Below are 22,752 nucleotides of genomic sequence, written 5' to 3'. Positions count from 1 at the left end.
GCGAAGCGGCAATCAAGAAGACCGCTGGTCGGCGCGTCGTTCGTATCCCGTTCGGGCGCGTCGGTGTGCTGTCCGCAGCAGATCTCGGGCGGCCGCTGCGGTGGCGGTCGCCGGGTTGACCACCGACAGCCACCCCGCGGTGCCGTACACGGGGTGCGGGATCCAGGTGTCGAACTCGGTCGCGTCGACGGGATGGTCGTCGAGGTCTCGGGGACCGTATCCGAGTGTGGCCCTGAAGTCTTCGCGTCCGGCGTTGATGTTCAGGCGGAAGGTGTCGGGGCGGTCGAGGTCCGACGTCGTGTCGTCGGGGTAGTTCTTGGTCACGATGGTGGCGAAGGGCTGGGTTCGGGTGGGTACCTGGCCGTCGGGGGCGTAGTAGAAGAACTTGTCACCCCAGGCCAGTTCCGGGAAGCCGCTGTCCGGGCCGGGCGCGAGGGTCAGGACGCCGTCCAGGGTCTCGATGAACTCGGTGATCTCGTCGATATCCATGAGTTCTATCGTCACCTTGAAGTGCTTGTGGAGACTTGGGCAGTCAGGGTGGAGGTCGCTGGGTGGAAAGTCGCAACTCGGGGTCGTTCCGTACCGCCGATGTCGCCCGTATGTCCGGGTACTCGGTGCAGCAGATCCGCAATCTCGAACGCGACGGGGTGCTGCCGCCGACGACCCGCAGCGAGACCGGGTATCGCGCGTACCACGAGGTTCACGTGGTGTCGGCGCGGGCCTATCGCGCGCTCGCCGCGGGTGTGGGGCCGGTCGACGCCAAAGCGATCATGCGCGCCGCTCACCACGACTCCCCCACCGCGATGCTCGAACTCCTCGACGCCGCGCACGCCGCCCTGCACGCCGAACGCCGCGATCTCGCGGCGACCCAGGCCGCCGCACGGCATATCAGCGACGAACCGATCACCGATGTGCGCCAGTCGGATTCGATGACCATCTCCGAGCTGGCCGATGCGATCGGAGTGCGGCCCTCCACGTTGCGGCACTGGGAGGCCATGGGCCTGTCGAGTCCGCAGCGCGGTGACACCCGAGACGCCCGCATCTACACACCCGCCGATGTCCGCGACGTCCGCATCGTCCACCAACTCCGACGCGCCGGTTACGGCATCCCAGCCCTGCGCGCTCTCATGCCCGAGCTCCGGGACGCCAGCCGCCGGCAGGACGTCCTGACCCGCCTGGCCGCCCGCGAGCACGCCATCGAATCCCGCTCCCGAGCCCTCCTGGCGGGTGCGGCCGAACTCGATGCTCTCCTGACTCGCCCCTGAACCGCGATGACATAATCGGCCGATGACCGACGCAGAGCGGATCAACTGGGACCACCTCAAATCCCGCCAGCCCACCGACGCCGACCGCAGCGCCCTCCAGACCGCCCTGGTAGACCGCGCCCTCGCGGTCAAACAGCACGGCTGGGACGACTATCGCGACACGTGGACCAGCACCGAACTCGCCGACGTCGCCTACCTCCTCCAGGACACGGCCGTCCTCGAGGAACTCGAAGAGCCCGAGGGCTCGGTCCTCACCCGCTACGCCGGCAACCTCTACGGATTCAACGGCGCCCGCAAGGACATCGCCGCCGGGCTCGTCGGCACCCAGGAATGGTTCACCGCCGCCCGCAAGGCCCTGGCAGCCCGCGAGCGATAGCGAACGTCATGACCCGGATGAACCGTCCACTCGTGTTCCTGGACGTAGACGGACCGCTGATCCCGTTCGGAGGGAAGCAGCCCGGCACCCTCGATTCGCTGCTGTCCCACACCGACAGCGGTTCCAACCCGCTGGAGGACCGCCTCGATCCGGAGCTCGGCCCCTCCCTGGCGGGCCTGCCATGCGAACTCATCTGGGCGACAACCTGGATGGACGATGCCAATCGGTACCTGGCCCCGATCCTGGGGTTGCCGACGCTGCCGGTCATGCAGTGGCCGGATACCGACGACGAACGCATCGACGCCTGGTTCGGCCTGCACTGGAAGACCCGTGGGCTGGTAGCGCGTGCGGACGGCCGCGCTTTCGTCTGGATCGACGATGAGATCGGTGATGGCGATGAGGAATGGGTTTCCGACAATCACCGTGGGCCCGCCCTGCTCTACCGGGTGAACCCGCGGAACGGGTTGCGGCAGAGCGACCTCGCCACGATCAGCGAGTGGCTCGAGGCGAACGACGCCGCGTCCTGACCTGTTCCTCGTCGGATCAAGCGCGGTCTTGGGGTTGGAGCGCGGCGTCGAGTTCGGACAGGAGCTTCTTCTTCGATCGCGCGCCGACGAGGGTGCGCACGAGCTCGCCGTCGCGGAACAGTAAGAGTGTCGGCTGCGACATGATGGCGTATTCGCGGACTGCCAAAGGGTTTTCGTCGGTGTTGAGTTTGTAGATGGTCAGGGCGTCTGCTCGTTCCGAGGCGACCTCCGCGAGCACCGGCTTGATCATGTGGCAGGGCGGGCACCATTCGGCCCAGAAGTCCACCAGCACGGTCCCCTGCTGGTTCAGGACCTTCTGCTGGAAGGTGTCGTCGGTGATGGAGGCGATCTCGGTCATCTGGGGTCCTTTGTGCGTCGGCGCTTCGGGGAGTGGGCCCGCGGTTCGGCGTGCGGCCTCGTGGAGTCGCTGGACTAGGCCGTCTCTGCGGGCGGTGAGGATGTCGATCTGGGCGGTGAGATCGGTGATGGCGCGGTGGTATTCGGCGAGGGACTCGGGGCAGTCATCGCCGTGTTCGCTGCCCGAGACCAGGCAGTCGAGGAAGGGGCGGGTTTCCTCGACGGGGATGCCGAGGCGGTTGAGGGAGCGGATTTCGCGGACGAGGCGGATGGTGTCGTCGTCGTATTCGCGGTAGCCGTTGGCATGGCGGGTGGGGGCTACGAGGCCCAGGGACTCGTAGCGCCGGATCGCTTTCGGGCTGACTTCGGCCAGTCGGGCGAGTTCACCAATCCGCATGGTGGTGAATCTAAACGCTGCCCCTAGGGGCAAGGTCAAGACTTGGGGGCGAAGCGGCTCGAGTCAGCCCTCGGACCGGATCGTCGTCGAGATCTGCGCGACCAACCGCGATGGCCGGTCCATGTCGGCTTGGGCCTTGCCGCTGGTGAGGATCGCGCCGGAGAGGCTGCGTGCCGGATCGGCCCAGCCGTACTGGGTGGTCAGTCCGCTGCGGCCGAAATGGGAGCCGGTGTCGGGGCCGAATTTGGAACGGCGGGCGCCCAATTCGTAGCCGCCCACCGAGACCCGGCCCGCCACGCCCGGGAGCCAACGGGCCGGGCGGGTCGCGGCGGCCAGGGTGTCGGGGCGCATGATCCGGACGCCGTCGAGTTCGCCGCCGCGGGCGAGGATTTCGTAGAAGCGCGACAGCTCGGTGGCGGTGGTGACGAGGTTGCCGGAGGGGAGTTCCGCGGTCAGGAAGGCGCGGGCCGCGGATTCGTCGGTGGGGCCGGACAGGCCGCCACCGAGGGCGCGCCCGGCGAGGTGACGCCACACCTTGGACGGTCCGGGGCCGACTCGCACGCTGGGGACCACGCTGTCGACGTCCTCGGGCCGGACACCGAAGTTGTTCCAGCGGAAGCCGAGCGGTTCGAGGACCTGCTCACGCAGGTGGTCGCGCATGGCCCGCCCGGTGGCGCGCTGGACCAGGAGTCGCTGGATCAGGCCGGCGGTCATGGCGTGGTAGACGCGGAATCGGTTGGGCCGCCAGCTCGGAACGAGATCGGCGAGGCCGCGCACGGCGAGTTCCTCGTCGAGCACGAGTTCGGAGCCGCGATAAGGCGGGGTGATGAACGGGACGCCCGCGGAGTGCGACATGACGTCGCCGATAGTGATGCGGTCCTTGCCGTGGCTGCTGAACTCGGGCACGTAGTCGCACACCCGGTCGTCCAAGGCGAACGCGCCCTGTTCGACGAGCATGAACATCACGGCGGCGGCGACGCCTTTGGCCGTGGAGAAACCGCAGAACGGCGAGTCGGGCGTCACCAGTCGCTTGTCGGCATCGGGTGCGTCCTTCGGCGCGTTGCCCCAGCCGTACCCGATGGCCCGGTTCAGCACGATGTGCCCGCGGTGGCGCAGGCACACCTGGATGGCGGGCGTGGTGCCCATCCGATACCAGTCCTGCACGGACCGCCAGATCGCCTCGATGTCGCCGCCCGCGAGGCCCGCGTCGGCGGGGTCGGATTCGGGACCGATCGTGGTCACGGCGTCGAGGTCGGGGTCGATCCGCACCAGGGCCGTCATCGGAGGGGTCATGCGACCAGCATAGGGAGATCTTGGTTCCCAGGAAGCTCCCAGCTCGGAGCCAGGGTGTTCACCGGCTGGCCGGACACACTCCCGCGGTGAGCGTGACCACTGCCGAGCTGGCCCCGTCCGAACCGACCACCCCGCCGACCACGAAGTCGGACGGCCTCGCCCCCGCCCGACGCTGGGAACGGATCGCGCTGACGGTGCTGCTCCTCGGCACCGCGGCCGCCTACCTGTGGAACATCGGCGTCAACGCGATGGGCAACAGCTTCTACGCGGCGGCCGTCTGGTCCGGATCGCGGGATTGGAAGGCGCTGCTGTTCGGATCGCTGGATCCGGGCAACTTCATCACCGTCGACAAGCCGCCGGTCTCGCAGTGGGTGATGGGCTTGTCCGGGCAGTTGTTCGGATTCAGCAGTGCGAGCATGCTTGCACCGCAGGCAATCATGGCGGTCGGCGCGGTGGCGCTGATGTACGCGGCCTTGGTTCGCGCGACCGGCAACCGCGGCGCGGGACTGCTGGCGGGCGTGGTGCTCGCGGTGACGCCGGTGGTGGCGTTGATGTTCCGGTTCAACAACCCCGACGCGGTCATGGTCCTGCTCATGACCGCCGCCGCCTATTGCACGGTGCGCGCGCTGCCGCGGGCGAGTCTGCGCTGGATCGTGCTGGCCGGTGTCGCATTGGGATTCGCGTTCCTGGCCAAGATGCTCGAAGGCCTGATGGTGTTGCCCGCGCTGGGACTGGCGTACGTGATTGTCGCCCCGACGGGCATTCGCACCCGTCTGCTGCACTCGCTGGCCGCCCTGGGCGCGCTGATCGTGTCGTCGGGGTGGTTCGTGCTGCTCACCATCCTGTGGCCCGCGGATTCTCGCCCGTACCTGGCCGGGTCCAAGGACAACACGTTCATGGATCTGGTGCTGGGCTACAACGGTTTCGCCCGCTACCTGGGCAAGAACCACATGGGCGGCAACAACAAGAACCCGTTCGAACTGCCCGAGGGCTATCAGATTCCGGAGGTGCTGAAGCAGGGTGGTTTCGGCGGCGGATTCGGCTCGGGCCCGGACCGCATGTTCACCGGCGAGATCGGCTTCGAGATCTCCTGGCTGCTGCCCGCGGCGCTGGTCGCGTTCGCCCTGGTGCTGCTGTCGCGAGGCCGACGTCCGCGCACCGACCTGATCCGTGGTTCCGCGCTGGTGTTCGGCCTCTGGCTGGTGATCGACAGCGCGCTGTTCTCCGGCATGAAGGCGGGCATGCACGCCTACTACACGCTGGCCATCGCACCCGCCATCGCGGGCTGCGTCGCGATCGGCGGGTACGAGGTGTGGCGTCGCCGCACCGAAGCGTTCGGGCGGGTCGGGGCCGCGGCGTTGATTCTCAGCGCGGGCATCTGGGGTTTCGCCCTGCTGCAACGCAATTCCGACTGGCAGCCGTGGCTGCGCTGGACCATCCTCGCCGCCACGGTGATCGTCGCCGTGGCCCTGCTGGTCCTGTCGCTTCCGCCCGTGGCCCGCTGGGACCGGCAGCGTACTCGCGCGACGACCGCCCTACTGATCGCCGGAGTCCTCGCGTCGCTGGCCGGTTCCGCCGCCTACGCCGCCGCCACTCTGCCGCAGTCCCACACCGGTGGCAGCCCCACCGTGGGCCCGGCCCGTCCGAAACAGTCCGGTCCGGCCGACCAGTTCCGCCGCCAGCTCTCGACCCTGATGGGCGGGCAAGCGGATCCCCAGCTCGTGACCTTGCTGCAGCAGACCAGTACCAAGTGGTCGGCCGCCATCGACCGTTCCTCCCCGGCGGCGGGCCTCGAATTGGCCAGCCGCACACCCGTCCTCGCGATCGGCGGCTTCACCTCGGAGGATCCGGTTCCCACCCTCCCTCAGTTCCAGCAGATGGTCCGTGACCACGCCATCACCTACTACCTGATCCCCGAGGTCAAGCTCCCCGACTCCTGGCGCGTCGACCCCAAGCCCGAAGACACCTCCGGCCCCGCGCAACCGAATGGGCCCCAAGGCGTCTGGCGCCCGGCAGGCAACAAGGAGATCCTCGCCTGGGTGACCGACCACTACACCGCCACCCACCACTTCGGCGACATGGCCGTCTACGACCTGACCGAACAGGCCCACTGAGTCCGCCCGGATCAGTTCAAGGTGTCCGGGTGCGGGCCGGTACGCAGGTCCTGATCCAGGGTGGCGATGGTCGCCATGTCCTCGTCGGTGAGCTGGAAGTCGAAGACGTTCAGGTTGTCTCGGATCCGGGACGGGGTCACCGACTTCGGGATGACGATATTGCCGAGCTGGAGATGCCAGCGGAGCACCACCTGGGCGGCAGACTTTCCGGTTCGGTCGGCGATGGCGGTGATCGCGGAGTCGGTCAGGATGCCGCCCTTGGCGAGCGGGCTCCAGGCCTCGGTGGCGATGCCGTGCTCGGCGTGGAAGGCACGGAGTTCGGATTGCTGCAGGGCCGGGTGCAGTTCGATCTGGTTGACGGCAGGCACGAGGCCGCTGCTGTCGAGCAGCCGCTGGAGGTGGGCCGGCTGGAAGTTGGAGACACCCGCGGCGCGGATACGCCCCTGCTCGGTGAGGTGCTCCAGGGCACGCCACGTGTCGAGGTAGAGATCCCTTGCGGGCGTGGGCCAGTGAATCAGGTACAGGTCGACGTAGTCGAGGCCGAGCTTGGCGAGACTCGCGTCGAAGGCGCGCAGCGTGCTGTCGTAGCCCTGATCCGCGTTCCAGACCTTCGTCGTGATGAACAGGTGCGCACGCGACAGCGCGGAATCGGCCAGGGCGCGGCCGACACCCGTCTCGTTGCCGTAGATGGCGGCGGTGTCGATGCTGCGGTAGCCCGCGTCGAGGGCGGACGCGACGGCGGCGGTCGTCTCGTCGTCGGGTACCTGGAAGACGCCGAAGCCGAGCTGCGGGATCTCGACGCCATTGTTGAGGGTGACGGTGGGAATTGCGTTGTCGTTCATGGTGATTCTCCCGAAATACCGAGGGTGGTTCGCCGGGCAGCTGTCAGTGCTGGAAGGCGAGCGGACGGGATGCGGCGGGCTGCTCGCGGACCGCGTCGCGGCGTTCCAGCGCCGCGGAGACGAACGCGAGGCCGAGGGCCGCGGCCGCGAGGAGCGCGCCGACCCAGTTCGGGGCGGTGTATCCGAGGCCCGCACCGATGACGAGTCCGCCGAGCCAGGCGGCGAGGGCATTGCCCAGGTTGAACGCGCCGATATTGATCGCGGAGGCCAGGGTGGGCGCGCCGTGCGCCTGATCCAGGACCCGCTTCTGCAGCGGCGGCACGGTGGCGAAGCCGAGCCCACCGACCAGCACGATAGTCACGGCCGCAAGCACTTCGCTGTGGGCGGTGACGGTGAACAGTGCGAGCACGACGGCGAGGCCGCCGAGCGTCGCGTACAGCATCGGCATCAGGTGGCGGTCGGCGTAGCGGCCGCCGAGCAGGTTGCCGAGGAACATGCCGATGCCGAACAGCACCAGCAGCCAGGTGACCGAGCCGTCGGAGAATCCGGCGACCTGGGTCATCATCGGAGCGATGTAGGTGATGGCGGCGAAGACGCCGCCGAAGCCCAGCACGGTCATCGCCATAGCCAGCACCACCTGGACATTGCGAAGCGCGGCGAATTCCTGTCCCAGCCGGGCGGTTTCGGGCCGCGGCAGGGCGGGCACCAGCTTCGCGATGCCGATCAGACCGGCCACACCGAGCGCGGCGACGATGACGAAGGTGGTCCGCCAGCCGATCGCCTGGCCGATGAAGGTGCCCAGCGGCACGCCGACGATATTCGCGACGGTGAGTCCGGTGAACATGGTGGCGATCGCGCCGGCCTTCTTGTCGGGAGCGACGAGTTCGGCCGCCACGACCGAGCCGATGCCGAAGAAAGCGCCATGGGCGAGTGAGGCGACGATCCGCCCGGTGAGCATGACCGCGAAGCTCGGCGCGACCGCCGAGATCAGATTGCCGACGATGAACAAACCCATGAGCAGCATGAGCATTCGTTTACGGGAGATCTTCGTGCCGAGGACGGTCATCACGGGCGCACCCACTACGACGCCGAGCGCGTACCCGGTGACGAGCAGGCCCGCGGTGGGAATGGTGACGCCGTAGTCACCGGCGATCTGGGGCAGCAGGCCCATGATCACGAACTCGGTGGTTCCGATCCCGAAGGCCCCGATGGCCAGGGCGAAGATTGCGAGGGGCATGCGCGACCTTTCCGCGATTACTTGAGGAAGCCCTTAGTGCTCCTCAACAATAATTGCAGACGCGGCATATATGCAACTGCATCTAATGTGACGTGGCCGTCACCGCAGGTCGCGACTCCGGGATCAGCCCACGTGAGCCGGGGAATCCATCCCACGCACGGTCGCCACGAGCGGCGCCAGCTCGGGATTCTCCCCCGCCTTGTCCAGCGCCTCCCGCAACGCGGCGTCATGAGTCGGCCGCGCCTCGGCGAGGAGCGCCAGGCCCGCCTCGCTGACATTGGTGTAGATGCCACGCCGATCGGTCGGGCACAGGTAGCGAGCCAGCAGGCCGCGATCTTCGAGCCGGGTGACCAGTCGCGTTGTGGCGCTTTGGCTGAGCACAACCGCGTCGGCGACCTGCTTCATCTGCAGATGGCCACCATCGCCGTCGTGCTGGCGACTCAGCACCTCCAGGAGCGAGTACTCGCGCACACTCAGGTCGTGGCGAGACTGCAAGGCGCGTTCGATGTGCGACTCGATCCGGCCGTGCAGCAGAGACAGGGCAGCCCAGCCGCTGGCGAGGGCTGTCAGTGCCGGGTCTTTTGCGGTCATACAACCAGAGTAGTCCACCTGGGCAAATATCAGCTGAAGCTGATATACGGCGAATGCAAGGACACGGCCAGTGCGTGACCAGGCAATTCGGGCGGAATGCGGATTCCGGCAACCACCAGACCATGCGGTATGCGAACATATGTTCGTGTCCGACATCGACCCGAGCAGCGCTGACCGCCACGAGCGCGCGGCGATTCTGCACGCCGACTTGGACTCGTTCTACGCGTCGGTGGAACAGCGGGACAATCCGCGACTCCGCGGTCGACCGGTCCTGGTGGGCGGCGGCGTCGTGCTGGCCGCCAGCTACGAGGCGAAGGCGTTCGGCGTGCGGACGCCGATGAATCTGCGTCAGGCGATGAGCCTGTGTCCGAACGCGATCGTGGTGCCGCCGCGAATGTCGGCCTATTCCCAGGCCAGCAAGGCGGTGTTCGAGATCTTCCGGGACACCACGCCCGAGGTCGAGGGCATCTCCATCGATGAGGCGTTCCTCGATGTGGCGGGCCTGTGGCGGATCGCGGGAAGCCCGGTCGATATCGCGCGCGGACTGCGGGAGCGGGTGCGGACCGAGGTCGGATTGCCGATCTCGGTGGGGGTGGCTCGGACCAAGTTCCTCGCCAAGGTGGCCAGTGCGGTGTCCAAACCGGATGGGCTGCTGGAGGTTCCGCCGGACAAGGAGCTGGAGTTCCTGCATCCGCTGCCGGTGGAACGATTGTGGGGCGTGGGCGCTGTGACCGCCCGCGAGCTGCACGAGCGCGGAATCACCAAGGTCGGTCAGCTCGCCGATATGGGTGAGGGGCCGCTCGCCGCGGTCCTGGGCCCGGGTGTCGGACGGCACCTGCACGCGCTGTCGTGGGCGCGTGATCCGCGGCGGGTGGACACCGGCCGGAGGCGGCGGTCGATCGGCGCGCAACGGGCCATGGGGCGGCGGTATCGCAGCGACGAGGAGCTCGAAGCGTATCTGCACGGACTGGCCGATCGGCTCGGGCACCGGCTACGCAAAGCGGGACGGGTGTGCCGAACAGTGGTGTTGCGCATGCGCTTCGACGATTTCACCCGCGCCACCCGCTCACACACCCTCCCGGAGGCCACCGACAGCGGCACGGCGATCCTGCGTGCGGCGCGCACGCTGCTGGAGACGGCGTTGCCCCTGATCAGGGAGCGCGGTGGGCTCACGCTCATCGGTCTGACCCTGACCAATCTCGATCGGGCCGACAGCATGCAGTTGTCACTGCCGTTCGAGGCGCGCGCGGAATCGACCCTGGATTCGACGCTGGACGCGCTGCGGGATCGATTCGGTGCGGGCACGGTCACCCGCGCGGCGCTGCTGCGGAAGGGCGAAGGGCTGTCGGTGCCGATCCTTCCGGACTGATCAGTCGTGTTTGGCGGCGCGGGTAGCCTGTGACATATGGCTCTCGACCACGGTGACCCCGGCGACGCTCCCTCGACTCCGCCGCCGCTGACCCCGATCGTGAACACCACGCGGCCGTCCGCGGCCGATGAGGCCAGAACGGTTGCCGCGGCGACGAATACGGCGACCTTGGCGACGTTGTCCGCCGACGGCGGACCCTGGGCCAGTTTCGTCACGTACGGGTTGCTCGAGGGTCAGCCGGTGCTGTGCGTGTCCCGGATGGCCGAGCACGGCCGCAATCTGGCGGGCGACCCGCGGGCCAGCGTCTCGATCGTCACCCCGGATCTGCCCGAGGATCCGCTGGCCGGAACGCGATTGACGCTCGCCGGCGTCGCCGAACGGCCCGATGGCGCGGAGGCCGTCGCGGCGCGCGAGGCACATCTGGCGGCGGTCCCGGCGGCCAAGACCTACATCGATTTCAGCGATTTCACGGTGTGGGTCCTGCGCGTGCAGCGGGCCCGCTGGGTCGGCGGCTACGGCCGGATGGATTCGGCGACGGCCGAGGAATACGCGGCGGCTCACGCCGATCCGATCATTCCCGCCGCGGCGCGGGCGATCGCTCACCTCAACGATGATCACGCGGATGCCCTCCTCGATATGGCGCACGCGCGCGGCGGGTACCCGGATGCGACGGCCGCGGTCTGCGAGCGTGCCGACCGGTTCGGACTGGATCTGCGGGTGACCACGCCGCGCGGCATCGCCGTGACGCGGATCGGCTACCTCCAGCCGATCGAGGCGATCGCCGAATTGCGCGCGGCGACAGTGGAATTGGCGCGAGCCTCACAGGACGCACTATGACCCACATCGCCGCCGGTCAGGCGCCTGAACCGGGTCGCGTCGCGAACGGCGATCAACACCCCCATGGACCGCGGATGTCCTTCCGGCGCTGCGAAGACGCGCAGACCGCACGACAGTCCGCCACCTTTGGGGGATGATTGGGCCATGTCGGACACGCCGTCTGTGCTCAAGCATCATCGGATGCCGGAGCATGACGCCATGCGCTTGTCCGGCACGGTGGAAGCCATGCTCTGGACACACCGCAACTGCGTAGAAGGCGATGGCGACACCGAGCAATCCTGTGGACGACGTGCGCAACTGCTCGAACTGCGCGCCCAGCACGGCTGGGGCTGGCCGCTCCCAAAACCTGACGCGGCCTGGCGACTACAGCCCTGACCCGGCGCCGGACACGCGAAACGGGGTCTGCCGCAACGGGAACGCCCGCTCGATCTAGGGTCGAGGGCATGCCGGAACCGACCGAGATCAGCGAACGCCCGCCCGGGGATCAGTCCGCGGTGATCGCGGTACCCGACGAGGTGCGCGGCGAACTGCGGCGCGGAGTACGCAGCGTGCTGGTCGACGCGGCGGCTTTGCGGCTGGTGCGGGACCGGTTCGACGAGGTGCAGGCGGAGTCGCTGCGCCGGTATCTCGAAGCGTCGCAGTCGGCGAACACCTTGCGTGCCTATCGGACCGATTGGATCGCCTGGGCGGCGTGGTGCTCGGCCGAATCGCGGCAGGCGCTGCCCGCGGACGCCCTGGATGTCGCGGTCTATCTGGCCGCGGCAGCCGACGCGCGCCGCGAGAACGGTGAATGGGCCTTCAGCGCAGCCACTTTGGAACGGAAGGCCGCCGCGATCGCCGCGGTCCACGCCGCCAACGGGCTGCCCTCACCGACGCGCGCCGACGTGGTGCGCCTGACCCTGCGCGGTATGCGGCGCACCCGTCGCACCCGTCCGAAACGCAAGCGTCCGGTGCTGTTGCACACGCTCGACCAACTGCTGGGCGAACTGCCGCCCGCCGAATGGCCCACCGAACCGGCGCGCCGCCGCGATACCTTGCTGCTGCTGGTCGGCTTCGCCGGAGCGCTGCGGCGCAGCGAGATCGCCGCGCTGCGGGTCACCGATGTCAGCGTGGCCACCGACCACACCACCGGCGAGCCCCTGCTGCTGATCCAATTGCCCGCCACCAAGACCGATGCGACCGGCGTCAACGAGCAGCGCGTGGCGCTCCCCCGCGGGCAACGCCCGCACACCTGCCCGGTGTGCGCCTACGCCGACTGGACCCGGCTACGGGAGGCGCACGCCTCCGGCGATCTCCGCACGTGGCTGCGCACCACGCCCGCCGCCGATCCGAACCTGCACCGCTGCCACGGCTTCACCGGCACCACCCTCACCGACCCGGATCTGCCACTGTTTCCGTCCATTTCGCGCCACGGCGGGCTCGCCTCGACCGCCATGTCGGGCCGTGCGGTCGCCGAGCTCGTCAAGCGCTACGCCGCCCGCGCGGGCCTCGACCCGGCGCTGTTCTCGGGCCACTCGCTGCGCGCGGGCTTCGCCACCCAGGCCGCCCTCGGTGGTGCGAGCGACCGCGAGATCATGCGCCAGGGCCGCTGGTCCAATCCCCGTACGGTGCACGGCTACATCCGTACCGCGAATCCGCTCGAGGACAACGCCGTGACCAAGTTGGGCCTCTAGCGGGGCATCGATCCGGACCGGCGATGCGGCGCCTGTTCGCGGGCGTCGTACTCCTGCCGGGCCCGATCGACCTCGTCGAGATTGACGGACCACTCGGCGAGGGTCGCGAAAAGCGGTGCCAGACTGCGTCCCAACGCGCTGATCTCGTACTCCACCCGGGGCGGCACCTCGGCGTGATACGTGCGCAGCACGAGGCCGTCACGTTCCAGCTGCCGCAGCCGCTGGGTCAGGACTTTCGGTGTGATCGTGGTGATGCGGCGTTCCAGCTCGCTGAACCGCTGCCTGCCGAACTCGTTGAGCGTCCACAGGATCGGCGTGGTCCAGCGGCTGAAGACGAGATCGACCACCGGTGTGATCGGGCAAGCCAGTTCTGGAGGGAGCTGTGACGTGGTCTCGGTCACTTGCAAGCCACTTTCCTCTAGGTACCTACTAGCCCAGGGATAGTAGCGTCGCCGACTGCGTAGAACAATCGCCGAACAGGAGATAGTGATGATCGTGGTCACGGGAGCGACCGGCAATGTCGGGGTGCCGCTCGTCCAGACACTCGCGCGCGCAGGGGAATCGGTGATCGCCGTGTCCCGGAAAGAGATCGGGGTACCCGACGGAGTCCGGCACCACCGGGCCGACCTGGCCCAGCCGCGGACCCTCGGGCCGGTCCTCCCCGGTGCGGCGGCGCTGTTTCTGCTCACCTCACCGGAATTCATGGCGAACGGCGATATCGATGCCGTCCTCGATGAAGTTCGCGCGGCCGAGGTTCCGCGCGTGGTCTTGTTGTCCTCCCACGGCGTCGGCACCGGCCGGCATCCGTCGGTGCTCGAGGACGCCGTCCAGCGATCGGGCCTGGAATGGACGATGCTGCGGCCGGGCAACTTCGATTCCAACGCGCTGCAATGGGCCGAGACGGTCCGGACGGAGCGGATGGTCGCCGCGCCGTTCGGTGATGTGGCCGTCCCCGCTGTCGACCCGGCCGATATCGCCGAGGTGGCGGCCATCGCGCTCCGTGAGCCCGGCCATCAGGGCCACGTCTATACATTGACCGGGCCGGAACCGATCTCGCCGCGACAGCAGGCCGAGGCGATCGGTGCGGCGTTGGGCGAGCCCGTGCGTTTCGTCGAGCAGAGCCGTGCGCAAGCGCGGACCCAGATGCTGCGGTACATGCCCGAACCGGTCGTGGAGGCAACGCTGGGCGCGCTCGGCACGCCGTCCGCCGCCGAACAGGCCGTCAGCCCGGATGTCGAACGACTGCTCGGACGGCCGCCTCATACATTCGGCGATTGGGTTTCGCGCACCATCACTGCCTTCCGTTGAGGAATCGAGAATTCCGCGCGTCGCGCGGCCGGTTATAACCATTGCCGAATACACAGCACGAATTCTGTGACGCGCAACTCGTTGAATGAGAAAACGCCGGGTTCGGCCAGTGAGCCAGCTCACCGCGGGTGGACGTCACCGGCTGTGAGCTGGTCTTATGTATGACGTAGATTCGTTTCAGATTGTCTGGGTCCCGGATCGATCGCCGGGCCGATGCCTTCCGCCGCCGCGGCATCTCCATTCCGCCGACGGCCCAAAGCAACAGGAATCCATAGTCATGCGTCTGATGACCGCACCGTCGGAGGAAACAATTCGCGCCGCGCTGGAAATGGCGCGGGAAGCACCACTGATGAACGGTGCCCTGCCGTGGATCTGGTGGATGAGAGGCGCGTCCCTGCATATTCGCATCGAGGACGCGCCAACTTCCGAGATCATCGATCCGGCCTCGCATCGTGCGAGCATGCTCGGTCACGGTGCGGCGCTGCATCATCTGCGGACGGGTTTGACGGCTTTCGGCTGGTCCTCGGCCGCCGTGCGGATGCCGGACCCCTTGGATGCGAATTACCTTGCGATTCTTCATCTCGCACCGGCGACCGCCAACCGTGATCAGATCACCTTGGCGGGCGCGATCTTCCAGCAGCAGTTCCAGCACAGCCGCTTCCGGCCCTGGGCCATGCCGCCCAACCTGATTCGCTCCATCAGCGGCAGCACCGCGGGCACTCGTGCGGCAGCCCGACACGTTCCCGACGGGCTGCGCCGCAATCTGTCCACCGTGTATCGCGCCGCCGCCGACCGCAATACCGAGTACGGGGACTTCCTCACCGGCGTCGCAGGCCGCATCGATCAGCGCGACCTGGCCGCCAAGCCCGAGCGGCAGACCTGGGCCTCCGCCCGCCCGCTACTCGCGCCCGTCCCGGACTCCGACGACCCGTTCAACGATCGCGCCCCCGACTCGGCGGAACTCCTGATCCTCTGCACGCCCTCCGACGACGCGATCTCCCACCTGAACGCCGGCGAGGCGGCCAGCTCCATCCTGCTGACCGCCGCCCGCAACGGCCTGGCCAGCTCGCTGCTGTCGCAAACGATGAAGATCCCCGAAGTCCGTTCCGGCCTGCGCGACACCCTCCTTCACGAGTGCGCCTACCCGCACGCGCTCATCCGCCTGGGCCGTCCCGACCAAACCGATGCCGGCGGCCGCTACGTCCAGGCCCTCCCGGGTATGAAGTCGGTGGCCTGACGAGTCGGGCAAGCGGGTTCAACCGACAACTCGATTTGTCTTGACAAAATAATTTGTCGGTGCGAAGGTTGAGCCATGCTCGACGTCGCAGTGATCGAAGAACCCGCAGCGGCAGAGGCGTCCCTGGACCCGATCCGGTCTCGGATCCTCGCCGCGCTCGCCGAACCAGGGTCGGCGGCCATGCTGGCCGGACGGCTGGGGTTGCCGCGGCAGAAGATCAACTACCACCTCAAGGAACTGGCCCGGCACGAGCTGGTGGAGTTGGTGGAGGAACGCCGCAAGGGCAACGTCACCGAGCGTGTATATCGCGCTACCGCAGCGTCTTACGTGATCTCGCCCAGTGCGATGGGGGCGGTCAGTCCCGATCCGGCGCGCTCGCCCGATCAGCTGTCGGCCCGGTGGCTGCTCGCGCTGGGGTCACGGCTCGTCCAGGAGGTCGGGTCGCTGCTCAGTGGCGCCGCGCGGGCGCAGCGGCGGGTCGCGACATTCGGGATCGACGCGCAGGTGCGGTTCGCCTCCGCCGCCGACCGGGCCGCGTTCGCCGAGGAGCTGGCCGATGCGGTCACCTCGCTGGTGAGCCGCTATCACGACGAGTCCGCACCGGCGGGCCGCAATCATCGGGTGGTGGTCGGGATGCATCAGATCCCCGACGCCGCCACCGAAACCGCAGCAGAACAGGGGAACTGACCATGGGACATCCGTTCGAGCTCGAACTGGAAGAGCACCTGCCGGCCACCCCGGAACAGGTGTGGGAGGCGATCGCGACCGGGCCGGGAGTCGACTCCTGGTTCATGGGCCGCAATGAGATCGAGGCGCGCGAGGGCGGGATCTCGGCCATGGAGACCGGCGGGCAGCGGGAAGAAGCCGTGATCACCGCCTACGAGCCGGGTAAGCGGCTCGCGACCCGCACCGGGACCGACGAGGACGGGCGGTTCATGGCCTTCGAGTATCTGATCGAGGGGCGTGAGGGCGGCAGTACCGTGTTGCGGGTCGTGCACAGCGGCGTGCTGGGCGACGACTGGCAGGACGAGTACGACGCGCTGCGGCGGGGCTGGCCGTTCCACCTCAATACGTTGCGTGAGTACCTCCGCTACTTCCCGGGGCGGATCGCGGTGCCCGTATTCGGTGTCGCGACAGGCTCTTCCGGCCGCGCGGTGCGGGATGCGCTCATCGAGGCTTTGACCCTGCCGACGCCGCTCGTGGCGGGCGCGCCCGTGCACGCCTCCCCCACCGGCCTGCCTTCGATCGACGGTGAGGTGGTGTGGGCCGACGACGAACGGTTCGAGATCCGCACCGCCGACGGCCTCTACACCTTCCACCAGGCCCCCACCGGTCTGGCCCTGATGTTCCACCATCTGTTCGGACCCGACACCGACGGCGCCGAAACCGCTTGGCAGCACTGGCTCACCGCCCTGGTGAGCTGAACCCGACACGACGATCACCCTGCACACCACATATCAAGGAGAACAGCATGCGCACCCTGATCAGCACCGCCTTCGTATCCCTCGACGGCGTCGTGGAGGGCCCCGGCGGCGAACCCGGGTACCGGAACTCCGGATGGACCTTCAAGGACATCGACTTCGTTCCCGAGGCCTACGAGATCAAGGGCCGCGAGCAGGAGGAGTCGGCGGCGATCCTGCTGGGCCGCACCAGCTATGAGGCGTTCAGCCCCGTGTGGCCGGACATGGAGGACTTCGCCGGTTACAAGGTGATGCCGAAGTACGTCGTCTCCACCACGCTCAAAGAGGACGACCTGGTGTCCAACTGGGGCGAGACCACCATCCTGCGTTCCATCGACGAGGTCGCCAAGCTCAAGGACACCGAGGGCGGCCCGATCATCGTCCACGGCAGCGCCACCCTCAACCGCGGCCTGTCCGACGCGGGCCTCATCGACCGCTACCACCTGCTCGTCTTCCCGCTGCTGCTGGGCGCGGGCAAGCGACTGTTCTCCGACACCGACAAGGATGTCCAGAAGCTGAAGCTGGTCGAGTCCGAGACCTACGCCAACGGCATCCAGAAGAACGTCTTCGACGTCGTGCGCTGACCGTTCCCGACAGCTCCGAATTCGGGCCCGGCGGATCGAATCCGCCGGGCCCGAATGTTCTTCCCACACCAGTTGATCATCCGCGATTACGCTGACCCCCGTGGGAACCACCGAATACGGACCAGGTGACGTCGTCTATTTCCCGTCCGGGCCGTTCTCCGGAATCTGCGCCGTAGTCCGCACCGTCGACCCGCGCCGCGAAGAACTCCGCATCGACTTCGCCGAAGGCCTCACCCACCGCGAAGGCGGCGTCCTCCACGAACGCCGCCACACCTTCACCGTCCGCTTCGACGAAGTAGAACTCGTCTAGCCGCCCCTGAGCGACACTGTTCCCATGCCTGCGGCCCAACCTCCCCCGCCCGGATTCCATTCGGTGACGCCCCGCATGGTGGTGGACGACCAACATGCCGCAGTCGCCTTCCTCCAGACGGTCTTCGATGCCGTCGGCAACGTCGAGCCGAACCGACCGACCGAGCTCCGCATCGGCGACTCCCTGGTCATGGTCTCGGCCGCCGGAGAACGCGAAGCATTCCCCGCCTTCCTGTACATCTACGTCGACGACGTGACCGCCACCTACCAACGCGCACACGCGGCGGGCGCGATCACCATCGAAGAGCCCCTCGACACGCCCTACGGCGACTTCCGAGCCATGGTTCGCGACCCGTTCGGCAACGTCTTCCAGATCGCGAGCCGGCGCAGAACCACTGCGTGACGAGCGCGCGCGACGGTCCCATCGGCAGGGTTGCTGTTCCCGGAGGTTGAGACTGTGCGGTGAGGAAGCTGGGGTGGCGGGTGATGGTGGTGGCACCTGTCACAGTGCCATCCAGGAGGTCTGACCGTCGTGCGATTCCACTTCGCTGAGGCTGCGGGCGACCCCGCGCATTGGCTCCCGCTGGCGCGATCGCTCGAGGAGGTTGGATTCACCGGCATCTGTTTGGCGGACAGCCTTGCTTATCCGACGGAGTCGGACGCGCGATATCCGTATACGGAGGACGGGACGCGGGAGTTTTTGCGGGGGAAGCCGTTTATCGAGCCGTTGGTGTTGGCCGCCGCGGTCACTGCGGCCACCAGCAGGCTGGAAGTGACGCCATTCGTGTTGAAGTTGCCGGTGCGGCCACCTGTTCTGGTTGCCAAGCAGGCGGCGTCGGTCGCGGCTTTGAGTGCGGGCCGGTTGTCGTTGGGCGTCGGGATCAGTCCGTGGCCGCAGGACTTCACGATGATGGGTGTGGATTTCGAGAAGCGGGGCAAGCGGCTCGACGAGTGCATCGATATCGTTCGCGGGCTGTGCGGGGGTGGGGCGTTCCAATTCCACGGGGAGTTCTATGACATTCCCGAGATCGAGATGAATCCGGTTCCCGCGCAGCCGTTGCCGATTCTGGTCGGTGGGCACAGCGAGGCGGCGTTGCGGCGGTCGGTGGTGCGGGGCGACGGGTGGATGAGCGCGGGTGGGAGCAGTGAAGAGCTGAACAGGATACTCGGGCGATTGGGTGAATTGCGCCGAGAATTGGCTCCGGAGAAGGAGTTCCGGACCTTTGCCGCGTCTCGGGAGGCGTTCACGGTCGACGGGGTGCGGCGACTGGCGGATTCGGGGGTCACCGATGTGGTGGTGGGGTTCCGCGGGGTTCACGAGAGCGGCCCCGACGAGCGCGCGCTCGATCAGCGGATCGAACAGATCGAAAAGTACGCGGCCGCGGTCATCGCGGCGCTCTGAAATCCCGAGGAGAAGATCATGGATACGATCGAATCGATTCGCCGGCTGAAGTACCGCTACCTTCGGGCACTGGACCTGAAGAACTGGGACGAGTTCGCCGATACCCTCACCCCCGATGTCACCGCGGAATACGGTCACCGCCTCTCATTCGCCGACCGTGACGCCCTGGTCGGCCACATGCGCAATAGCCTGACCGCCGCGATCATCACCGTCCACAACTGCCACCACCCCGAAATCGACATCGACGGCGACACCGCCACGGGCACCTGGTATCTCACCGACCAGGTCATCTTCACCGAACAGCGCCAAATCCTCTCCGGTGCCGCCTTCTACTCCGACGAATACCGCCGCTGCGACGACGGAGTCTGGCGGATCAGCAAAACCGGCTACACCCGCAGCTATGAGGCCATGGAATCGGTCAGCGACACCTGGCAGCTGCTGGAGAACCGCTGGCGCTGAGCGAATGCCGCGTGAGCACGCGGCATTCGCCGATCGCATCGGCTACAGGCGCGTCGCCGTCCGGACGAGGTCGGCGACGGCTTTGGATCTGCTGTGTGGCGGCCAGGCGATGACGGTCGTGACGGCCGGTGCGTCCGGCACCGGCACGATGGCGTGATCGTCGCGTAGTTGGGCTCGGAGCGACTCGGGCATGAGCGCGCAGGCCCGTCCGAGAGTGATCAGTTGGGTCAACTGGGTGTGGTCGCGAACCTGCGGGCCGGGGCCGTCCGGATAACTCCCATCCCGTCGAGGCCAGCGCGGCAGGGGCAGGTCCGTCAGGGTCTTGACCTCGGCCATCGACATATGGGGTCGGTTGGAGAGGGGATGCCCCGCAGGCAGGACCAGGACCTGTTGCTCGGTGTAAAGGTCTTCGGTGTCGAATCCGGCTGTCGTGTCGTAGGGCCGCTGGAGCAGGGCGATGTCGACACTCCCGTTGCGTAGCAGGCCTTCCGATTCGCCGGGCCCGCACAGCATTACCTCGACGTCGACCGCGCCGGGGTCGGCTGCGAAAGCGTCCAGCAGCTTCGACAACAGTTCTCTGGACGCTCCCGCCTTGGTGGCCAGCACCAGACCGGGCCGGTCGGCAGCGGCGCGGCGGGTGCGGCGCTCGGCGGCCTCGACCGCTTCGAGGGCGAGCCTGGCCTCCCGCAGCAGCACTGACCCGGCCTCGGTCAACGTGATCGCGCGCGAAGCGCGGTGCAGCAGAACGACTCCGAGCCGCCGTTCGAGCTGCTGGATCGCCCGCGACAGCGGTGGTTGCGCCATCGCGAGCCGTTGTGCCGCCCGCCCGAAGTGCAACTCCTCGGCGACGGCGACGAAGTATCGCAACTCCCGGGTCTCCACCACGTCATCGTATCGGGCGCTGAACAGGACGAATACCCGTGCGGTATCGTCGCCCACCCAATCGGTCTTGGACGCCTCACCCGAGTCGGCAGCACGATCGGCGGTGTGAGTGAACGAACGATTGCGCTGGTGACCGGCGCGAACAAAGGAATCGGATTCGAGATCGCCGCGGGCCTGGGCGCCCTGGGCTGGCGAATCGGTGTGGGCGCGCGGGACCGGCAACGCCGCGAGACCGCGGTGGAGAAGCTGCGCGCGGCCGGGACCGATGCGTTCGCAGTACCGCTCGACGTGACCGACGACGCGAGTGTTGCGGCCGCGGCCGAGTTGATCGCCGAGCAAGCCGGAGGGCTCGATGTCCTGGTCAACAATGCCGCGATCACCGGCGGTATGCCGCAGACACCGACCACGGTCGATCCTGCGACCGTGCGAATCGTGGTGGAAACCAACGTGATCGGGGTCATCCGGGTGACCAACGCGATGCTGCCGATGCTGCGAGCCTCGGCTTCGCCGCGAATTGTGAACATGTCCAGCAGTGTCGGTTCGCTGAGCCTGCAAACCACACCCAGCATCGATATGGGCCCGGTTCCTGCCGCGTACTTGGCGTCGAAGACCTTCCTCAACGCTGTCACCATCCAGTACGCCAAGGAACTGAGTGGCACCGGCATCCTGATCAACTGCGGCTGCCCCGGTTTCACCGCCACCGACCTCAACGGTTTCAGCGGCGTCCGCACCCCACAACAGGGCGCGGCCGTCGCGATTCACCTCGCCACCCTGCCCGACAACGGCCCGACCGGCGAATTCATCGACGACGCGGGAGCCGTGCCCTGGTGACAGCCACGTGGCCGTGCTGTGCCTCGCCGATCGTGAACCGCGGGGCACAGCAGGGCGGCGGGTTCGAAACCGCAGGGTCAGTGGAGGATCGGGAAGTTGGAGCGGAACATGCCGTGTGGGTCGCGGGTGTGCTTGAGCTTTCGGAGCCGGTCCAAGGTGCCGGCGTCGAAAACCTCTGTGGCGCTGTCGCCGGCGGACAGAACGGTGAACGGTTTGCGGCCGCTGACTCGTGCGCCCAGTTCGGCGATGATGCGCTTCTGAGTGGCCTGTACCGCGGCGACGGTGTCCGGGGCTGAGCCGATCGCCTGCAGAGACAAGGTGTAGGGCTCCGCGAACGATGGGACCGCGCCGTCGGTGGGCTCGGCGAGCGCACCTCCCAGTTGCCGGAGCTGGATGCCCATCAGCGGGTCGATCGGTGTGTGGAGCAGGATCTCGGCGGCGGTCTCGTCGAGGGTGGTCAGCAACTCGGTGCGGATCAGTCCGGGGCCGGGGGCGGTGGGTTCGTTGACGATTGCGCCGAGCTCGGCCGGGGACAGTTCCCGGCGCGTGTCCGCGAGGGCGCCGTCGATCGCGTCCAGCTGTCGCAGCAGTTCCCGTGCGTGCGCCGGTTCGCCCAGATAGGTGGTGGCGACCGCGATGACTGGCGGAGCTTGCGGCAGTTCCAGGCGGTTGAGCCAGACCGTCAGCTCGGGCGGGGCGTTGTCGGTGATCTCGCGGAAGGCGGCGCGGACGGCATCGGTCCGCGCGGCCGACCACGCGATCAGACCGCCGAACAGGGCGGGTGCCGGGAACAGATCGAACTCCATGGCCGTCACCAGCGCGAAATCGCCTCCGCCGCCGCGCAATCCCCAGAACAGCTCCGGATCGGATTCAGCGGTGACCCGGGCTGGACGGCCTTCGGCGTCGACGATGTCGAAAGCCCGGACGCTGTCGGCCGCCCACCCGTGTTTGCGGCCGAACCACGACAATCCGCCGCCGAGGGTGTAGCCGACCACGCTGACCACCGGGGAGCTTCCGGCGAGCCCGGTCAAGCCGTGCGGCGCTGCCGCCGCCTGCACCTGACCCCAGTTGGTTCCCGCGCCGACCCGGGCACGCCGCCGCACCGGATCCACCTCGACCTGATCGAGCCGGCCGGTGCGAATCAGGATGCTGTCCGCGGTACTACCGGAGGCGCCGTGGCCGTTGGGCTGCGCGGTCACCGAGAGGCCCGCACCCCGGGCGTACCCGACCACGGCGGCCATATCGTCGGCGTCCTCGACCTCCACGACCGCCGCGACCGGCTGGTCGATGTTCAGATTCCACGGCGTACGTGCGTTGTCGAACTCCGCGTCGCCCGGCAGCAGTACTCGTCCGCGCACAGTGGATCGCAATGTGTTGTGTGACATGAGGATTCCTTTGTTAC

At 67.9% G+C, this 22,752-nt stretch carries 27 protein-coding genes; 18 read left to right on the top strand and 9 right to left on the bottom strand.

Features of this window, described 5'->3' with window-relative positions:
- Positions 1 to 12: 12 nt before the first annotated feature.
- The gene (locus ACQP06_RS17645) at positions 13 to 489 is read right to left on the bottom strand and encodes a DUF6194 family protein (RefSeq protein ID WP_433665647.1); all 477 of its coding nucleotides are present in this window, start codon (positions 487 to 489) and stop codon (positions 13 to 15) included.
- Between the two features lie 62 nt (positions 490 to 551).
- Here ACQP06_RS17645 and ACQP06_RS17640 point away from each other — a divergent pair, with 62 nt between their 5' ends.
- From ACQP06_RS17640 to ACQP06_RS17630, 3 genes are read left to right on the top strand one after another with little or no spacing between them, the layout of a single operon-like run.
- Positions 552 to 1,265: a MerR family transcriptional regulator gene (locus ACQP06_RS17640; RefSeq protein ID WP_433665646.1), complete on the top strand. Its 714-nt coding sequence runs from the start codon at positions 552 to 554 to the stop codon at positions 1,263 to 1,265.
- Positions 1,266 to 1,287: 22 nt separating this feature from the next.
- A complete protein-coding gene (locus tag ACQP06_RS17635) occupies positions 1,288 to 1,641 on the top strand; it encodes a hypothetical protein (RefSeq protein WP_379273820.1) in 354 nt (117 codons plus the stop codon).
- A gap of 17 nt (positions 1,642 to 1,658) precedes the next feature.
- Positions 1,659 to 2,168 carry an HAD domain-containing protein gene (locus ACQP06_RS17630; RefSeq protein WP_433665645.1) on the top strand — a complete coding sequence of 170 codons (510 nt, stop codon included), beginning with the start codon at positions 1,659 to 1,661 and terminating at the stop codon, positions 2,166 to 2,168.
- Between the two features lie 16 nt (positions 2,169 to 2,184).
- Here ACQP06_RS17630 and trxA read toward each other — a convergent pair whose 3' ends face one another.
- Positions 2,185 to 2,922 (bottom strand): thioredoxin, encoded by a 738-nt coding sequence (gene trxA / locus ACQP06_RS17625; RefSeq protein ID WP_433673203.1) that lies wholly within the window; start codon positions 2,920 to 2,922, stop codon positions 2,185 to 2,187.
- Positions 2,923 to 2,985: 63 nt separating this feature from the next.
- Entirely contained in the window at positions 2,986 to 4,215 is a 1,230-nt protein-coding gene (locus ACQP06_RS17620) for a serine hydrolase domain-containing protein (RefSeq protein WP_433673202.1), read from the bottom strand.
- An 86-nt stretch (positions 4,216 to 4,301) separates the two neighbouring features.
- Here ACQP06_RS17620 and ACQP06_RS17615 point away from each other — a divergent pair, with 86 nt between their 5' ends.
- A complete protein-coding gene (locus ACQP06_RS17615) occupies positions 4,302 to 6,329 on the top strand; it encodes an ArnT family glycosyltransferase (protein WP_433673201.1) in 2,028 nt (675 codons plus the stop codon).
- A gap of 11 nt (positions 6,330 to 6,340) precedes the next feature.
- Here the strand turns inward: ACQP06_RS17615 and ACQP06_RS17610 are convergent, their stop codons facing one another.
- From ACQP06_RS17610 to ACQP06_RS17600, 3 genes are all read right to left on the bottom strand, one after another.
- Entirely contained in the window at positions 6,341 to 7,171 is an 831-nt protein-coding gene (locus ACQP06_RS17610; protein WP_433673200.1) for an aldo/keto reductase, read from the bottom strand.
- Positions 7,172 to 7,214: 43 nt separating this feature from the next.
- A complete protein-coding gene (locus tag ACQP06_RS17605; RefSeq protein ID WP_433673199.1) occupies positions 7,215 to 8,408 on the bottom strand; it encodes an MFS transporter in 1,194 nt (397 codons plus the stop codon).
- Between the two features lie 123 nt (positions 8,409 to 8,531).
- Positions 8,532 to 8,999 (bottom strand): MarR family winged helix-turn-helix transcriptional regulator, encoded by a 468-nt coding sequence (locus ACQP06_RS17600; RefSeq protein ID WP_433673198.1) that lies wholly within the window; start codon positions 8,997 to 8,999, stop codon positions 8,532 to 8,534.
- Between the two features lie 139 nt (positions 9,000 to 9,138).
- Here ACQP06_RS17600 and dinB point away from each other — a divergent pair, with 139 nt between their 5' ends.
- The 4 genes from dinB to ACQP06_RS17580 all read left to right on the top strand — a co-directional run bounded on the left by dinB (position 9,139) and on the right by ACQP06_RS17580 (position 12,878).
- Positions 9,139 to 10,368 (top strand): DNA polymerase IV, encoded by a 1,230-nt coding sequence (gene dinB / locus ACQP06_RS17595; RefSeq protein WP_433673197.1) that lies wholly within the window; start codon positions 9,139 to 9,141, stop codon positions 10,366 to 10,368.
- A gap of 36 nt (positions 10,369 to 10,404) precedes the next feature.
- Positions 10,405 to 11,205 carry a HugZ family protein gene (locus tag ACQP06_RS17590; RefSeq protein WP_433673196.1) on the top strand — a complete coding sequence of 267 codons (801 nt, stop codon included), beginning with the start codon at positions 10,405 to 10,407 and terminating at the stop codon, positions 11,203 to 11,205.
- Between the two features lie 144 nt (positions 11,206 to 11,349).
- On the top strand, positions 11,350 to 11,580 hold the full coding sequence (locus tag ACQP06_RS17585) for a hypothetical protein (RefSeq protein WP_433673195.1): 231 nt from the start codon (positions 11,350 to 11,352) through the stop codon (positions 11,578 to 11,580).
- Between the two features lie 68 nt (positions 11,581 to 11,648).
- Positions 11,649 to 12,878 carry a site-specific integrase gene (locus ACQP06_RS17580; protein WP_433673194.1) on the top strand — a complete coding sequence of 410 codons (1,230 nt, stop codon included), beginning with the start codon at positions 11,649 to 11,651 and terminating at the stop codon, positions 12,876 to 12,878.
- Here the strand turns inward: ACQP06_RS17580 and ACQP06_RS17575 are convergent.
- A complete protein-coding gene (locus tag ACQP06_RS17575) occupies positions 12,875 to 13,279 on the bottom strand; it encodes a winged helix-turn-helix transcriptional regulator (protein ID WP_433673193.1) in 405 nt (134 codons plus the stop codon). The two genes, ACQP06_RS17580 and ACQP06_RS17575, sit on opposite strands and share 4 nt — an antisense overlap.
- A gap of 88 nt (positions 13,280 to 13,367) precedes the next feature.
- Here ACQP06_RS17575 and ACQP06_RS17570 point away from each other — a divergent pair, with 88 nt between their 5' ends.
- The 9 genes from ACQP06_RS17570 to ACQP06_RS17530 all read left to right on the top strand — a co-directional run bounded on the left by ACQP06_RS17570 (position 13,368) and on the right by ACQP06_RS17530 (position 19,637).
- Positions 13,368 to 14,186: an NAD(P)H-binding protein gene (locus ACQP06_RS17570; protein WP_433673192.1), complete on the top strand. Its 819-nt coding sequence runs from the start codon at positions 13,368 to 13,370 to the stop codon at positions 14,184 to 14,186.
- A gap of 286 nt (positions 14,187 to 14,472) precedes the next feature.
- Positions 14,473 to 15,423: a hypothetical protein gene (locus ACQP06_RS17565; RefSeq protein WP_433673191.1), complete on the top strand. Its 951-nt coding sequence runs from the start codon at positions 14,473 to 14,475 to the stop codon at positions 15,421 to 15,423.
- A gap of 75 nt (positions 15,424 to 15,498) precedes the next feature.
- Positions 15,499 to 16,110 (top strand): ArsR/SmtB family transcription factor, encoded by a 612-nt coding sequence (locus tag ACQP06_RS17560; protein WP_433673190.1) that lies wholly within the window; start codon positions 15,499 to 15,501, stop codon positions 16,108 to 16,110.
- A 2-nt stretch (positions 16,111 to 16,112) separates the two neighbouring features.
- Positions 16,113 to 16,847, top strand: coding sequence for an SRPBCC family protein (locus ACQP06_RS17555; RefSeq protein WP_433673189.1), 735 nt, complete (start codon positions 16,113 to 16,115; stop codon positions 16,845 to 16,847).
- Between the two features lie 47 nt (positions 16,848 to 16,894).
- Positions 16,895 to 17,467, top strand: a complete 573-nt coding sequence (locus ACQP06_RS17550; RefSeq protein ID WP_433673188.1) for a dihydrofolate reductase family protein — start codon at positions 16,895 to 16,897, stop codon at positions 17,465 to 17,467.
- Positions 17,468 to 17,567: 100 nt separating this feature from the next.
- A complete protein-coding gene (locus ACQP06_RS17545; RefSeq protein ID WP_433673187.1) occupies positions 17,568 to 17,777 on the top strand; it encodes a hypothetical protein in 210 nt (69 codons plus the stop codon).
- A 24-nt stretch (positions 17,778 to 17,801) separates the two neighbouring features.
- A complete protein-coding gene (locus ACQP06_RS17540; protein WP_433673186.1) occupies positions 17,802 to 18,179 on the top strand; it encodes a VOC family protein in 378 nt (125 codons plus the stop codon).
- 129 nt (positions 18,180 to 18,308) lie between these two features.
- Positions 18,309 to 19,178 (top strand): TIGR03619 family F420-dependent LLM class oxidoreductase, encoded by an 870-nt coding sequence (locus ACQP06_RS17535; protein WP_433673185.1) that lies wholly within the window; start codon positions 18,309 to 18,311, stop codon positions 19,176 to 19,178.
- 18 nt (positions 19,179 to 19,196) lie between these two features.
- Positions 19,197 to 19,637, top strand: a complete 441-nt coding sequence (locus ACQP06_RS17530; RefSeq protein WP_433673184.1) for a nuclear transport factor 2 family protein — start codon at positions 19,197 to 19,199, stop codon at positions 19,635 to 19,637.
- A 42-nt stretch (positions 19,638 to 19,679) separates the two neighbouring features.
- Here ACQP06_RS17530 and ACQP06_RS17525 read toward each other — a convergent pair whose 3' ends face one another.
- Positions 19,680 to 20,576, bottom strand: coding sequence for a LysR family transcriptional regulator (locus ACQP06_RS17525; protein WP_433673183.1), 897 nt, complete (start codon positions 20,574 to 20,576; stop codon positions 19,680 to 19,682).
- 48 nt (positions 20,577 to 20,624) lie between these two features.
- Between ACQP06_RS17525 and ACQP06_RS17520 the strand changes: the two genes are divergently transcribed.
- Complete coding sequence (locus tag ACQP06_RS17520) at positions 20,625 to 21,350, top strand: SDR family oxidoreductase (RefSeq protein WP_433673182.1); 726 nt, start codon at positions 20,625 to 20,627, stop codon at positions 21,348 to 21,350.
- A gap of 77 nt (positions 21,351 to 21,427) precedes the next feature.
- On the opposite strand, the gene ACQP06_RS17515 is transcribed toward ACQP06_RS17520, so the two are convergent.
- Positions 21,428 to 22,735 (bottom strand): FAD-binding oxidoreductase, encoded by a 1,308-nt coding sequence (locus ACQP06_RS17515; protein WP_433673181.1) that lies wholly within the window; start codon positions 22,733 to 22,735, stop codon positions 21,428 to 21,430.
- Positions 22,736 to 22,752 lie beyond the last annotated feature (17 nt).

It is taken from the genome of Nocardia sp. CA-136227 (assembly GCF_050955695.1).
GTDB lineage: Bacteria > Actinomycetota > Actinomycetes > Mycobacteriales > Mycobacteriaceae > Nocardia.
Note: the sequence above shows the minus strand (reverse complement) of the source record. Positions and strands in the feature narration are given on the sequence as shown.

Coding starts and splice junctions, on each gene's coding strand:
- ACQP06_RS17550 (WP_433673188.1), top strand. CDS start 16,895: ATGCGCACCCTGATCAGCACCGCCTTCGTATCCCTCGACGGCGTCGTG.
- trxA (WP_433673203.1), bottom strand. CDS start 2,922: ATGCGGATTGGTGAACTCGCCCGACTGGCCGAAGTCAGCCCGAAAGCG.
- ACQP06_RS17600 (WP_433673198.1), bottom strand. CDS start 8,999: ATGACCGCAAAAGACCCGGCACTGACAGCCCTCGCCAGCGGCTGGGCT.
- ACQP06_RS17565 (WP_433673191.1), top strand. CDS start 14,473: ATGACCGCACCGTCGGAGGAAACAATTCGCGCCGCGCTGGAAATGGCG.
- dinB (WP_433673197.1), top strand. CDS start 9,139: ATGTTCGTGTCCGACATCGACCCGAGCAGCGCTGACCGCCACGAGCGC.
- ACQP06_RS17515 (WP_433673181.1), bottom strand. CDS start 22,735: ATGTCACACAACACATTGCGATCCACTGTGCGCGGACGAGTACTGCTG.
- ACQP06_RS17560 (WP_433673190.1), top strand. CDS start 15,499: ATGCTCGACGTCGCAGTGATCGAAGAACCCGCAGCGGCAGAGGCGTCC.
- ACQP06_RS17530 (WP_433673184.1), top strand. CDS start 19,197: ATGGATACGATCGAATCGATTCGCCGGCTGAAGTACCGCTACCTTCGG.
- ACQP06_RS17610 (WP_433673200.1), bottom strand. CDS start 7,171: ATGAACGACAACGCAATTCCCACCGTCACCCTCAACAATGGCGTCGAG.
- ACQP06_RS17540 (WP_433673186.1), top strand. CDS start 17,802: ATGCCTGCGGCCCAACCTCCCCCGCCCGGATTCCATTCGGTGACGCCC.
- ACQP06_RS17605 (WP_433673199.1), bottom strand. CDS start 8,408: ATGCCCCTCGCAATCTTCGCCCTGGCCATCGGGGCCTTCGGGATCGGA.
- ACQP06_RS17570 (WP_433673192.1), top strand. CDS start 13,368: ATGATCGTGGTCACGGGAGCGACCGGCAATGTCGGGGTGCCGCTCGTC.
- ACQP06_RS17590 (WP_433673196.1), top strand. CDS start 10,405: ATGGCTCTCGACCACGGTGACCCCGGCGACGCTCCCTCGACTCCGCCG.
- ACQP06_RS17635 (WP_379273820.1), top strand. CDS start 1,288: ATGACCGACGCAGAGCGGATCAACTGGGACCACCTCAAATCCCGCCAG.
- ACQP06_RS17555 (WP_433673189.1), top strand. CDS start 16,113: ATGGGACATCCGTTCGAGCTCGAACTGGAAGAGCACCTGCCGGCCACC.
- ACQP06_RS17620 (WP_433673202.1), bottom strand. CDS start 4,215: ATGACCCCTCCGATGACGGCCCTGGTGCGGATCGACCCCGACCTCGAC.
- ACQP06_RS17645 (WP_433665647.1), bottom strand. CDS start 489: ATGGATATCGACGAGATCACCGAGTTCATCGAGACCCTGGACGGCGTC.
- ACQP06_RS17580 (WP_433673194.1), top strand. CDS start 11,649: ATGCCGGAACCGACCGAGATCAGCGAACGCCCGCCCGGGGATCAGTCC.
- ACQP06_RS17585 (WP_433673195.1), top strand. CDS start 11,350: ATGTCGGACACGCCGTCTGTGCTCAAGCATCATCGGATGCCGGAGCAT.
- ACQP06_RS17630 (WP_433665645.1), top strand. CDS start 1,659: ATGAACCGTCCACTCGTGTTCCTGGACGTAGACGGACCGCTGATCCCG.